Origin of the sequence: Terrabacter aerolatus (assembly GCF_007991735.1) — a bacterium.
Classification (GTDB): domain Bacteria; phylum Actinomycetota; class Actinomycetes; order Actinomycetales; family Dermatophilaceae; genus Terrabacter; species Terrabacter aerolatus.
On record NZ_BJYX01000044.1, the window covers coordinates 1 to 11,885 of the forward strand.

General features: G+C 71.2%; 12 protein-coding genes and 1 tRNA gene. 8 read left to right on the forward strand and 5 right to left on the reverse strand.

Going from position 1 to position 11,885, the window contains the following annotated elements; all coding sequences use genetic code 11:
- Window positions 1-85: 85 nt before the first annotated feature.
- A complete protein-coding gene (locus tag TAE01_RS20090; protein WP_147068586.1) occupies window positions 86-1,480 on the forward strand; it encodes a glycine--tRNA ligase in 1,395 nt (464 codons plus the stop codon).
- 97 nt (window positions 1,481-1,577) lie between these two features.
- On the opposite strand, the gene TAE01_RS20095 is transcribed toward TAE01_RS20090, so the two are convergent.
- Window positions 1,578-2,417: a sulfurtransferase gene (locus TAE01_RS20095; protein ID WP_147068587.1), complete on the reverse strand. Its 840-nt coding sequence runs from the start codon at window positions 2,415-2,417 to the stop codon at window positions 1,578-1,580.
- 25 nt (window positions 2,418-2,442) lie between these two features.
- Between TAE01_RS20095 and TAE01_RS20100 the strand changes: the two genes are divergently transcribed.
- Window positions 2,443-3,171 (forward strand): alpha/beta fold hydrolase, encoded by a 729-nt coding sequence (locus tag TAE01_RS20100; RefSeq protein WP_147068588.1) that lies wholly within the window; start codon window positions 2,443-2,445, stop codon window positions 3,169-3,171.
- Between the two features lie 39 nt (window positions 3,172-3,210).
- Complete coding sequence (gene dusB, locus TAE01_RS20105; RefSeq protein WP_147068596.1) at window positions 3,211-4,434, forward strand: tRNA dihydrouridine synthase DusB; 1,224 nt, start codon at window positions 3,211-3,213, stop codon at window positions 4,432-4,434.
- 1 nt (window position 4,435) lies between these two features.
- On the opposite strand, the gene TAE01_RS20110 is transcribed toward dusB, so the two are convergent.
- Window positions 4,436-5,140 carry a hypothetical protein gene (locus TAE01_RS20110; protein WP_147068589.1) on the reverse strand — a complete coding sequence of 235 codons (705 nt, stop codon included), beginning with the start codon at window positions 5,138-5,140 and terminating at the stop codon, window positions 4,436-4,438.
- Window positions 5,141-5,196: 56 nt separating this feature from the next.
- Between TAE01_RS20110 and TAE01_RS20115 the strand changes: the two genes are divergently transcribed.
- Window positions 5,197-5,856: a YdeI/OmpD-associated family protein gene (locus tag TAE01_RS20115; RefSeq protein WP_147068590.1), complete on the forward strand. Its 660-nt coding sequence runs from the start codon at window positions 5,197-5,199 to the stop codon at window positions 5,854-5,856.
- Window positions 5,857-5,859: 3 nt separating this feature from the next.
- Here TAE01_RS20115 and TAE01_RS21125 read toward each other — a convergent pair whose 3' ends face one another.
- Window positions 5,860-5,991, reverse strand: coding sequence for a hypothetical protein (locus tag TAE01_RS21125; RefSeq protein WP_281289333.1), 132 nt, complete (start codon window positions 5,989-5,991; stop codon window positions 5,860-5,862).
- 115 nt (window positions 5,992-6,106) lie between these two features.
- On the opposite strand from TAE01_RS21125, the gene TAE01_RS20120 reads away from it, so the two are divergent.
- The 4 genes from TAE01_RS20120 to TAE01_RS20135 all read left to right on the forward strand — a co-directional run bounded on the left by TAE01_RS20120 (window position 6,107) and on the right by TAE01_RS20135 (window position 10,070).
- Window positions 6,107-7,345, forward strand: coding sequence for a deoxyguanosinetriphosphate triphosphohydrolase (locus TAE01_RS20120; protein WP_147068591.1), 1,239 nt, complete (start codon window positions 6,107-6,109; stop codon window positions 7,343-7,345).
- 51 nt (window positions 7,346-7,396) lie between these two features.
- Window positions 7,397-9,328 carry a DNA primase gene (gene dnaG, locus TAE01_RS20125; protein ID WP_147068592.1) on the forward strand — a complete coding sequence of 644 codons (1,932 nt, stop codon included), beginning with the start codon at window positions 7,397-7,399 and terminating at the stop codon, window positions 9,326-9,328.
- Window positions 9,328-9,846, forward strand: a complete 519-nt coding sequence (locus TAE01_RS20130; protein ID WP_147068593.1) for a hypothetical protein — start codon at window positions 9,328-9,330, stop codon at window positions 9,844-9,846. The genes dnaG and TAE01_RS20130 overlap by 1 nt, the downstream gene beginning before the upstream one ends.
- Window positions 9,847-9,997: 151 nt before the next feature.
- Window positions 9,998-10,070, forward strand: a tRNA-Asn gene (locus TAE01_RS20135).
- A gap of 179 nt (window positions 10,071-10,249) precedes the next feature.
- Here TAE01_RS20135 and TAE01_RS20140 read toward each other — a convergent pair.
- Both TAE01_RS20140 and TAE01_RS20145 read right to left on the reverse strand, forming a co-directional pair.
- Window positions 10,250-11,185, reverse strand: coding sequence for an amino acid ABC transporter permease (locus tag TAE01_RS20140; protein ID WP_147068594.1), 936 nt, complete (start codon window positions 11,183-11,185; stop codon window positions 10,250-10,252).
- Window positions 11,182-11,859: an amino acid ABC transporter permease gene (locus TAE01_RS20145; protein WP_147068595.1), complete on the reverse strand. Its 678-nt coding sequence runs from the start codon at window positions 11,857-11,859 to the stop codon at window positions 11,182-11,184. The genes TAE01_RS20140 and TAE01_RS20145 overlap by 4 nt, the downstream gene beginning before the upstream one ends.
- Window positions 11,860-11,885 lie beyond the last annotated feature (26 nt).

Sequence of the window (11,885 nt, forward strand, 5' to 3'; positions counted from 1 at the left end):
TCATGACCGGGTACACCTAGGGGACGGGACGGCATACCCCGGACGCGTGGCGGAGCACGGGTCGCGGCCCGATAACCTGTCCCGCATGGCCAAGCAGACATCCATCGTGGACACCGTCGTCAGCCTCTGCAAGCGCAGGGGCTTCGTCTTCCCGAGCGGCGAGATCTACGGAGGCACCCGGTCTGCCTGGGACTACGGGCCCCTCGGCGTCGAGCTCAAGGAGAACATCCGTCGCCAGTGGTGGAAGTCGATGGTGACGAGCCGTGACGACGTCGTCGGCCTCGACTCCTCGATCATCCTGCCGCGCGAGACGTGGGTCGCCTCCGGGCACGTCGGTACCTTCACCGACCCGCTCGTCGAGTGCCTCAGCTGCCACCGACGCCGCCGTCAGGACCACCTCCAGGAGGCGTACGCCGAGAAGAAGGGCCTCGAGGACCCGGACTCCGTGCCGATGTCCGAGATCGTCTGCCCCGACTGCGGCACCAAGGGCCAGTGGACCGAGCCGCGCGACTTCCAGATGATGCTCAAGACCTACCTCGGTGTCATCGAGGACGAGTCGGGCCTGCACTACCTGCGCCCCGAGACCGCCCAGGGCATCTTCGTCAACTTCAACAACGTCATGCAGGCCTCGCGCAAGAAGCCGCCGTTCGGCATCGCCCAGACCGGCAAGAGCTTCCGCAACGAGATCACGCCGGGCAACTTCATCTTCCGCACGCGCGAGTTCGAGCAGATGGAGATGGAGTTCTTCGTCAAGCCGGGCGAGGACGAGGAGTGGCTGCAGTACTGGCTCGAGGAGCGCACCCGCTGGTACGTCGACCTCGGGATCGACCCCGACAACCTGCGCCACTACGAGCACGCGCCCGAGAAGCTGTCCCACTACTCGAAGCGCACCGTCGACATCGAGTACCGCTTCCGGTTCGCCGGGTCCGAGTGGGGCGAGCTCGAGGGCATCGCCAACCGCACCGACTTCGACCTGTCGACGCACTCGAAGCACTCCGGCACCGACCTCGTCTACTTCGACCAGCAGACGGGCGAGAAGTACACGCCCTACGTCATCGAGCCGGCGGCCGGACTGTCCCGCTCGCTCATGACGTTCCTCGTCGACGCCTACCACGAGGACGAGGCGCCCAACACCAAGGGTGGCGTCGACAAGCGCGTCGTGCTGCGCCTCGACCCGCGCCTGGCCCCGGTCAAGGCCGCGGTGCTGCCGCTCTCGCGCAACGCCGACCTCTCGCCCAAGGCGCGCGACCTCGCCGCGACCCTGCGCAAGCACTGGAACATCGACTTCGACGACGCCGGCGCCATCGGCAAGCGCTACCGCCGACACGACGAGATCGGCACGCCGTTCTGCATCACCGTCGACTTCGACACGCTCGAGGACCACGCCGTGACGATCCGCGAGCGCGACACCATGGCGCAGGAGCGCATCGCGCTCGACCAGGTCGAGGGCTACCTCGCGCAGCGCCTCATCGGCTGCTGAGGCCCCGCCGCGCTGACTCGCAACACACCGAGCACCGTGCAGAGGTGACGGCTGCAACCGTCGGACCGTGCGGCTGCTCGGTGTGTTGCGGGGTGGGTCAGCCGGGGGAGTGGCCGGTCGCGACGGGACGGTCGGGGTCGCGGATCCACTCGCTCCAGGACCCGGGGTAGAGCACCGCGTCGACCCCGAGCTCGGCGAGCGCGAGCATCTCGTGGGCGGCCGTGACGCCCGAGCCGCAGTAGACGCCGACGATCCCGGTGCCGACGTCGTGGCCGGCGCTGACGTGCGCCCAGTGCTCGGCGAGGTCCGTCCGGAACGTGCCGTCGGCGCTCAGCCACGCGGTGGTCGGGCTGTTGACCGCGCCCGGCACGTGCCCGGCCACGGGATCGATCGGCTCCGTCTCGCCGGCGTAGCGCTCCGGCGCCCGCGCGTCGAGGAGCAGCCCGTCGCGCGCCAGGGCGGCCGCACCGGCTGCGTCGAGCGTCGGCAGGGCGCCCGGTCGCACGACGACGTCTCCGTGCCGGTCTGCGGGTGCCTCGGTCGAGACGGGCAGCCCTGCGGCCAGCCAGGCGGCGTAGCCGCCGTCGAGCACCCGGACGTCGTCGACGCCGACCCAGCGCAGCACCCACCAGGCCCGCGCGGCGGCATACGACTCCCTGCCGTCGAGGACGACGACGCGGCTGTGCTCGGTGATCCCGGCACGGCGGAGGACGCCCTCGACGACGACGGGGTCGGGCAGCGGGTGGCGTCCGCCGTCGCCGGCCGGAGCAGCGAGCTCGGTGTCGAGGTCGACGAAGAACGCGCCCGGCACGTGGCCGGCGTCGTAGTCCTCGCGCCCCGCAGGCGTGTTCGCCGTCGTGAGCGCCCAGCGGACGTCGAGCACGACGACGTCCTCGATCTCGTGGGCGAGCTGCGTGGCACTGACGATGTGGGTCACCGGGTCATCGTGACATCCTCGCCGTGTGCGTGCTCACCTGGTCCTCGTGCACGGGTCGCGCCTGTCGAGCAGCCAGTGGGCGCCGCAGGTGCCCCTCCTGCGAGGCCACGTCGACCTGACGCTCGTCGACCTCCCAGGGCACGGGGTGCGCGTCGACGAGGAGTTCACCCTCGCCCGCTGCGTCGAGGTCATCGGCGACGCGGTGGCGGCCGTACCGTCGGGAAGCCCAGTCGTCGTCGTCGGCCACTCGCTCGGCGGCTACGCCGCGATGGCGTATGCCGCAGCCCGTCCCGCCACGCTCGGGGGCCTCGTCCTCGCCGGGTCCAGCGCGGTCCCGACCGGGCCCGGCGCCGCCGTCTACCGCGGGGTCGCCGTGCTGACCGACCGGATCGGACCGGCGCGGATGACCCGCGTCAACGACCGTGTCCTGCACCGGCTCTACCCGGCCGGGCGCATCGACCCCGTCATCGCCGGCGGCTACTACTTCGCGCCGACGGCGGCCGCCTGGCGGGAGGTCATGGCCCACTGCCGACCCTCGATGCTCGAGCAGGTGCGCTGCCCGGTGCTCCTGCTCAACGGCCGGTTCGACCAGCTGCGCATCGGCGCCCGCGCCTACCTGCGGGTCTGCCCGAGTGCCCGCGAGCAGATCGTCCCCGGGGCCGGCCACCTGTCCAACCTCGACCGGCCCGAGGCGTTCGCCGCTGCCCTGCTCCGCTTCGCCCACCTCGTCGTCGATTCGGCGCCACGCGACTGATCGGGGACAATTGAGCACGTGACCGACGTGATGACTCCCATGACGCAGGCCGGTGAGGCCGCCCCCGCAGCGACGGAGGGGGCCGTGCTGCCCCCGCTGCGCATCGGCGGCCACGTCATCGGGTCACCCGTCGTCCTCGCCCCGATGGCCGGCATCACGAACCGCGCCTTCCGCCGGCTCTGCCGCGAGTACGGCAACGAAGGGCGCGCGATCGGCGGGGCCAGCGGCGCCACGAGCCTCTACGTCAGCGAGATGATCACCTCGCGTGCCCTCGTCGAGCGCACGCCCGAGTCGATGCGCCTCATCGAGCACGACCCCGACGAGAACCCCCGGTCGATCCAGCTCTACAGCGTCGACCCGGCCACGGCCCGCGCAGCCGCCCGCATGCTCGTCAGCGAGGACCGCGCCGACCACATCGACCTCAACTTCGGCTGCCCGGTGCCCAAGGTGACCCGCAAGGGCGGCGGCTCCGCGTTGCCGTGGAAGAAGGACCTCTTCAAGGCCATCGTCGGTGCCGTCGTCGAGGAGGGCGCCAAGCGCGACATCCCCGTCACCGTGAAGATGCGCAAGGGCATCGACGACGACCACCTCACCTTCCTCGACGCCGGGCTGACCGCGGAGGCCGAGGGCGTCGCCGCGGTCGCCCTCCACGGCCGCACGGCTGCCCAGGCCTACTCCGGCACCGCCGACTGGACGGCGATCCGGATGCTCAAGGAGACCGTGACGAGCATCCCCGTGCTCGGCAACGGAGACGTCTGGTCGGCCGAGGACGCGCTGCGCATGGTCCGCGAGACCGGCTGCGACGGCGTCGTCGTCGGCCGTGGCTGCCTCGGCCGCCCGTGGCTCTTCACCGACCTGGCGGCGGCCTTCGCCGGCACCTCGGCGCGGGTGACGCCGACGCTCGGGGAGGTCGCCGACAGGCTCCGGACGCACACGGCATACCTCTGCGACTTCTACGGCGAGGAGGAGCGAGCCTGCCGCGACATCCGCAAGCACATCGCCTGGTACCTCAAGGGATTCCCGGCCGGGTCGACCATCCGCAACTCGCTCGCCCTCGTCGACTCGATGGCTGCCCTCGACACCCTGCTCGCGACGCTCGACCCCGACGCCCCGTGGCCCGGCGAGGCGGCGGAGGGCCAGCGCGGACGCGCCGGGTCCTCGCGCACCGTCGCCCTCCCCGACCGCTGGCTGGAGTCGCGCGAGCTCTCCGAGGAGCACCGCCGCACCATCGCCGAGGCGGAGCTCTCGGTCAGCGGCGGCTGACCTACTTCAGCCAGACGCTGAGCGGTCCGAGCCGCTCGCAGCCCACGGCCACGGCGGCCTCGACGCTTGCCCCGGCCTCCCAGCCGACGAGCGGCAGCCCGCCGACGACCGCCCGGGCAGCCGTGGTGGCCGAGCGCCAGGCCCGTTCGACGTCCCCGTCGCGGGCGAAGACGTTGCCGAGTCCGGCGACCTGCCCGGTGACGTTGACGACGGCGCCGGTGACGAACGGTGCGTCGGGCTCCTCCGAGGCCCGAGCGCCGAGGACGTGCACGCCGGGCTCGTCGAGCAGCGAGGGCCGGAGGATCGCCTCCGCGTCGGGGTCGCTCGCCCAGGCGCGGACCCACTGGGCCATGAGGGCGGGCGAGTCGACCCGGGTCCACGGCTCACCGGACGCAGCCGGCAGCGTCGCCGACGGGTCGAGCCATACCCACTCGCCGACGACGAGCCGGGCGAAGTCCTCCATCGACAGGTCGAGTCGCGACCACGAGTCCTTGACCGAGCAGCCGTCCGAGTCGTCGACGCGCGCGAGCACGTCGTACTCACCCGCCTCCGGGGACAGTGTCACGGCGTCCGGGTAGTAGGGCGGCGTGCGGGTCGACGCGGTCCAGGCCAGCTCGTCGGTCGTGCAGGCGACGCCGTGCGAACGCGCCACGGCGTCGCACCAGAGGGCGTTGTTGTGGGCAGCGAGGGCGATGCGGTCGGTCACGGCACGATCCTCCCAGCGTCCGCCGCGACGTCGGTGGCCGGTGGCAGGATCGGGGCATGCGACAGGGCGGTTCGGCCGAGCGGCCGGCGATCTTCTTCGACGACGCCGAGGACTTCAGGGCCTGGCTCGAGGCCAACCACGAGAGCGCCACCGAGCTGTGGATGGGCCTGCACAAGAAGCACGTCGAGCCACGCGGGCTCGAGTGGGCCGACGCCGTGCGCGAGGCCCTCTGCTTCGGCTGGATCGACTCGATGGTCCAGCGCATCGACGGTGACGCCGTGCGCCAGCGGTGGACGCCGCGCAAGTCCGGGAGCACCTGGAGCACGATCAACATCAAGGCCGTCGCCGAGCTGACCGAGGCCGGGCTCATGCGGCCCGCGGGACTCGCGGCGTTCGCCCGGCGCCGCGACGACCGATCCGGCACCTACTCCTACGAGAACGACGGGGCCAGCTGGCCCGACGAGTACGAGTCGATGTTGCGGGCCCACCCACGGGCCGCGGCGTTCTGGGACGGCGCGACGCCGTCCTACCGCAAGATCGCGACGAGCTGGGTGGTCGGCGCCAAGCAGGAGACGACCCGCGACAAGCGCATGGCCGAGCTCGTCGAGGACTGCGCCAACCTGCGACTCATCAAGACGCAGCGTTACGGCGCCGAGCCGGCCTGGGTGCGCCGCATGCAGGCCGAGCTCGGCGGAACCGACGTCAGCGCCTGGTGACGGTCAGCGCTTCGCCTTGGGAGGGATGATCTCCGTGTGGTCCTTGGCGGCGGACTTCGCGTGCTTGTCGGCACGCTTCTCCTTGAGCGTCTTGGCCTTCGTGGACATGTGGGACTTCGGTGACTTGTCGCCCATGGCGCGCTCCTGAGGTTGGAAGCCTGAGCGGCTCCATCTCTGAAGTATGCGTCATCGCGGCGCGGCCACGTGCTGCGTCGCCGACGGGCGCTGCCTCGCCGCATACAGTTCCGGTGTGGGATACGAGGGTCGGGACCGGGAGCGCTGGGTCGCGGAGGACCCTGCCCAGAAACGCGCCGACCGGGACGACTTCGCGAGGGACCGCGCCCGCGTCGTGCACTCGTCGTCGCTGCGACGGCTTGCCGCCAAGACGCAGGTGCTCGCCCCCGGCCACGACGACTTCGTGCGCAACCGGCTGACCCACTCGCTCGAGGTCGCCCAGATCGGGCGCGAGTTCGGGGCTGCGCTCGGCTGCAACGCCGACGTCGTCGACACCGCCTGCCTCGGCCATGACCTCGGCCACCCGCCGTTCGGGCACAACGGGGAGACGGTCCTCGACGAGATCGCTTCCGGCATCGGCGGATTCGAGGGCAACGCCCAGACCCTGCGCCTGCTCACGCGCCTCGAGGCCAAGCGGGCACACCCCGACGGCACGTCGGCCGGGCTCAACCTGACGCGGGCCAGCCTCGACGCGACGACGAAGTACCCGTGGGCACGTGACGACGGCCCGGGCGGCGCCGGAGGAACCCGGAAGTTCGGGGTCTACCCGTCGGACCTCCCCGTCTTCGACTGGATCCGCGAGGGTGCCCAGGAGCGCGTCCGCTGCCTCGAGGCCGAGGTCATGGACTGGTCCGACGACGTCGCCTACTCGGTCCACGACGTCGAGGACGCCATCGCCTCCGGATGGATCGACCCTCGGCTGCTCCACTCCCGGGACATGGCCGACGTCATCGACGTCGCGGGCCGCACCTACGCACCCGACCTCGGGGCCGACGCGCTCGGGGCCGCGTGGGAACGCGTCCTCGCGTCGGGAGCGGTGCCCACGGCATACGACGGCTCCCGGGGTGACCTGGCCCGGCTCAAGGACATGACGAGCCGGCTCATCGGGCACTTCGTCCTCGTCGTCGAGCAGGCCACCCGCGAGCGCCACGGGCCCGGGGAGCTGTGCCGCTTCGAGGCCGACCTCGTCGTCCCGGACGACACGCGGGCCGAGTGCTCGGTCCTCAAGGCGATCGCCAACCACTTCGTCATGACCACCGACGAGCGGCTCGCCGTCATGGCGGGGCAGCGCGACGTCGTGCGTGCGGTCGTCGAGGCGTATGCCGCGGCGCCCGACGAGCGACTCGACGTGGCCTTCCGCGCCGACCACGACGCGGCCGCCGACGACGGCGAGCGGCTGCGGGTCCTCGTCGACCAGGTCGCCTCGCTGACCGACGTGCGAGCGCTCGCCCTCCACCACCAGTGGTGCCGGTGACGAGGACCGGCACGGCGAGCACCTAGAATCACGGTCAGCGACAGGAGGCAGATGGCGGGGCTGATCAACAGCGAGGACATCGCGGCGGTCAAGGCGCGGTCGTCCATCGAGGACGTCGTGCGCGAGCACGTGACGCTGCGCTCCGCCGGCCCCGGCTCGCTCAAGGGCCTCTGTCCCTTCCACGACGAGAAGACGCCGTCGTTCAACATCCGCCCCGCCGTGGGCGCCTGGCACTGCTTCGGGTGCCAGGAGGGTGGCGACGTCATCTCGTTCGTCCAGAAGATCGACCACCTCACCTTCTCCGAGGCCGTCGAGCGGCTCGCCCAGAAGCTCGGGATGGAGCTGCGCTACGAGGACGGCGCGCGGCCCCGTGAGGAGGGCCTCGGTCGCCGCAGCCGCCTCGTCGAGGCCCACCGCGTCGCCGAGGAGTACTACACCGAGCTGCTCCTCGGCAGCCAGTCCGCACGCACGGCGCGGGACTTCCTGCGCGCCCGCGACTTCAACAGCGAGCACGTCAAGCAGTTCGGCATCGGCTTCGCCCCGCGCGGTGGAGAGGACCTCGTGCGCCACCTGCGCGCGAAGGGCTTCAGCGACGACGAGCTCGTGACCGGCGGGATCGCGGGGCGCGGCTCGCGCGGCCTCTACGACCGCTTCCGGGGCCGCCTCGTGTGGCCGATCCGTGACATCACGGGCGACACCGTCGGGTTCGGAGCGCGCCGCATCTTCGACGACGACCGCATCGAGGCGAAGTACCTCAACACCTCCGAGACCCCCATCTACAAGAAGTCGACGGTGCTCTACGGCCTCGACCTCGCGAAGAAGAAGATCTCGCAGGGACGCCAGGCCGTCGTCGTCGAGGGCTACACCGACGTCATGGCGTGCCACCTCGCCGGCGTGGAGACCGCGGTCGCGACGTGCGGCACCGCCTTCGGCGCAGACCACATCAAGACGCTGCGTCGGCTCATGCGTGACGAGGCGGGCCTCGCCCCGGCCAAGGTGATCTTCACCTTCGACGGCGACGCCGCTGGACAGAAGGCGGCGATGCGCGCCTTCGCCGACGACGAGAAGTGGACCTCGCAGTCCTTCGTCGCCGTCGAGAAGTCCGGCAAGGACCCGTGCGAGCTGCGCCAGGCCGGGGGAGACCCCGCGGTGCAGGCGCTCATCGAGGACGCCGTGCCGATGTTCGAGTTCGCGGTGCGCACGACGATCAAGCGCTTCGACGTCGCGACGGCCGAGGGTCGCATCCAGGCGGTGCGCGCCGTGGCCCCCATCATCGCCTCGATCCGCGACCAGTCGCTCCGGCCCGAGTACACCCGCGAGGTCTCCGGCATGCTGGGTCTCGACGTCGAGCAGGTCGCGACCGAGGTGTCCCGGGCCGGCAAGATCAAGGTCGAGGACGACGCCCGCACCGAGCGCAACGGACGCGAGCGTGCCGACGGCCGGGACGACGCCGAGCCGCACCCGGGCGACGGCGGGGGCCTGCCGGTGCCCGACCGACGCGACCCCGTGGTCCACGCCGAACGGCAGCTGCTCCAGGTGCTGCTGCAGTTCCCGACCGTCTTCAAGCCGGGAGCCATCGACCTGCTCACCCCCGAGTCGTTCTCCGCGCCGGCGCACCGGGCGGTCTTCGACGGCGTCCGCATCGCCCACCACAGCGGCGACAAGGGCAATGCCCGGGCCTGGACCTCGGCCGTCACCGAGGCGGCCCCGTCACCGGTCGCCGGACTCGTCAGCGAGCTCGCCGTCGACACGCTGCCCACCCGGATGGACCCCAACACGGGACTCCCGACGTCGCGCTACGTCGACGAGCTGTTCGACCGGGTGCGCACCATCGCCCTGACGCGGCGGATCGCCGACGCGATGAGCGAGATGCGGCGGCTCGACCACGCCGAGACCCCGGAGCCCGAACGCACCCGCGAGCTCGGCATGCAGCTCCAGACGCTCCAGCGCGAGCTCGCGGCGATCAAGGCAGGGATGGGCTGATGGCACTGTTCGAAGGACGACGTCGCCCGGCATTGCCCCCGGACGTCCGGGCAGCCGTGCCGCTCGACGCGGGCGAGCAGGTGCTGGCCTGGTCCCGGGACGACCGGAGCGGCGCCCACGTCGTCGCGACGACCCACCACCTGGCCCTCGTCGATGCCGACGGCGGCCTGGTCTGGCGGCGGAAGTGGCACGAGGCCGAGTCCGGCACCTGGCAGGGAGAGTCCGCCGAGCTCACCGTGACCTGGGTCGGGCACGGGGCACCGTCCCGGTGGCACCTCACCGAGCCCTCCCTGCTCCAGCAGACCCTGCGGGAACGGCTGCAGGCCAGTGTCGTGCTCGCCGACGAGTTCCGAACCGCAGGCCGGCGCACCGTGCGCGTCGTGATCCGCCAGGACCTGTCGAGCGGCGCACTCGTCGAGCAGGTCATCCCCGGCCGTGGAGCCGACCTCGGTGACCCGCTGGTGGCGCGGGAGGCCGCCCAGCGGATGCAGCGGTTGCGCTCCGAAGTGGGGCTCTGAGGGCCCTTCGGCTCGATGACCCGGAAGCCCGGCGGGCTTCTCGCAGAGCCCTGCACGCGGTCGCACCGGTGTTCTCCCCGGGCCTCGGTCGTCGTGTCCGAACCCGATTTCCAGTCCGCCCAGATGCTTTGCTATGGTTGCGCAGCAGCATTCCCCTGTAGCTCAATTGGCAGAGCAGCCGGCTGTTAACCGGCAGGTTATTGGTTCGAGTCCAATCGGGGGAGCACCGTACGACGAAGGCCCGGACGCCACTGGTGTCCGGGCCTTCGTCATGTCCGGCAGGGCCGCCGTGACGCCCCCGTCAGGGCACGCGGCTCCAGCCGGATGCACGTGGAGCCGGATGCACGGGGAGCCGCCGGCCAGACGGCCGGCGGCTCCCCGTGGATCGAGAGGTGTCAGGGCCTCACTGTGCCTGGCTCGTCGCATCGCCGGTGTGGACACGAGCGCCCCCGATGCCGTCGGTCGGGGTCTCGACCGAGCCGGGACCGGCGACCCCCGCCGCAGGTCCGGCGCGACGCGGTCCACGACCACGTCGGTTGAGCCGACGCTCCACCCGGCCCGCGAGCACCGTCAGCCCGAAGTTGAGGGCGATGAAGACGATCGCGGCCAGGACGTAGGCGGGGATGACCGTGGCGTAGGCCGTGCCCATGTCGCGCATGCTCTGGAGCAGCTCGGGGTAGGTGATGGCGGCGCCGAGCGCGCTGTCCTTGAGGATGACGACGATCTGGCTGACGAGGGCCGGCAGCATCGCGGTCAGGGCCTGGGGCAGCTGGATCGACCGCAGCGTCTGCGTCTCGGTGAGGCCGATCGACAGGCCTGCCTCGGACTGCCCCTTGGGCAGCGAGAAGACACCCGACCGGACGAGCTCGGCGATGACGGAGCCGTTGTACAGCGTCAGGGCGATGACGACGGCCATGAACGAGTTGAGGCTCGCCACGAAGATGTTGTTGAACGCGAAGAGCTGGAAGAGGAAGTACATCATCAGCAGCACGGGCACGGCCCGGAAGAACTCGACGACGACACTGCAGACCCAACGGATCGGGCGGTTCTGCGAGAGCCGGCCCATGCCGAAGAGGATCCCGAAGACCATCGCGGCGACGATCGAGACCGCGGCCGCCTTGAGGGTGTTGACGAGGCCGGGGACGACGTAGGAGGTCCACACCTCGGGGTCGACGAGCGGCTGCCAGAGCGAGGCCTCCAGCTGGCCCTGGGCCTTGAACTTCCACAGCACCGCGGCCAGGGTCCCGGCCAGCAGGACGAAGCCGAAGCCGGTGAGGATGGCGTGGCGCCTGCGGGCCCGTGGGCCGGGGGCGTCGAAGAGGACGTTCTGCGCACTCATCGCTTCACCGCCAGGCGCCGGGACATCGAGGTGAAGAAGATCCCGACCGGCAGCGTCAGGACGACGAAGCCGAGAGCGAAGACGAGGAAGACGGCGATGCTCGCGGTCTCGTTCTCGATGATGACCTTCATGAGGGCCGAGGCCTCCGCGACGCCGATGACCGAGGCGACGGTGGTGTTCTTCGTCAGGGCGATGAGCACCGAACCGAGGGGCGCGACCGCCCCGCGGAACGCCTGGGGCAGGATGACCTCTCGCAGGCTCTGGCCGAAGGTGAGCCCGATGGAGCGGGCGGCCTCGGCCTGTCCCAGGGGAACCGTGTTGAAGCCGCTCCGGATCGCCTCGCACACGAAGGCGGCGTGGTAGACGGCGAGCGCGACCATGGCCCAGCGGATCGCGTTGTCCTGCACCGAGGTGGCCGACGCGTCGGAGGCGAGGCTGATCTCGAGCACGAAGCGCATGCCCGCGAGCGAGAAGAACACGATGAGCGTGAGCGGGGTGTTGCGCACCACGTTGACGTAGACGGCACCGAGTCGGCGCAGCACGGCGACGGGGGAGACCCGCATGATCGCGAGGACCGTGCCGAGCACGAGCGCGCCGATCGCCGAGAAGAACGTCAGCTTGATGGTCATCCAGAACGCGGCGAGGATGTTGTATTTCTCGAGGATGTCGAGCATGTCCCTCCTTCACGCACAAGGGATCT

Excerpts from the sequence above, each read along its gene's own strand:
- TAE01_RS20130 (WP_147068593.1), top strand. The coding sequence starts at position 9,328 with ATGGCACTGTTCGAAGGACGACGTCGCCCGGCATTGCCCCCGGACGTC.
- dnaG (WP_147068592.1), top strand. The coding sequence starts at position 7,397 with ATGGCGGGGCTGATCAACAGCGAGGACATCGCGGCGGTCAAGGCGCGG.
- TAE01_RS20090 (WP_147068586.1), top strand. The coding sequence starts at position 86 with ATGGCCAAGCAGACATCCATCGTGGACACCGTCGTCAGCCTCTGCAAG.
- TAE01_RS20140 (WP_147068594.1), bottom strand. The coding sequence starts at position 11,185 with ATGAGTGCGCAGAACGTCCTCTTCGACGCCCCCGGCCCACGGGCCCGC.
- TAE01_RS21125 (WP_281289333.1), bottom strand. The coding sequence starts at position 5,991 with ATGGGCGACAAGTCACCGAAGTCCCACATGTCCACGAAGGCCAAGACG.
- TAE01_RS20115 (WP_147068590.1), top strand. The coding sequence starts at position 5,197 with ATGCGACAGGGCGGTTCGGCCGAGCGGCCGGCGATCTTCTTCGACGAC.
- dusB (WP_147068596.1), top strand. The coding sequence starts at position 3,211 with ATGACGCAGGCCGGTGAGGCCGCCCCCGCAGCGACGGAGGGGGCCGTG.
- TAE01_RS20145 (WP_147068595.1), bottom strand. The coding sequence starts at position 11,859 with ATGCTCGACATCCTCGAGAAATACAACATCCTCGCCGCGTTCTGGATG.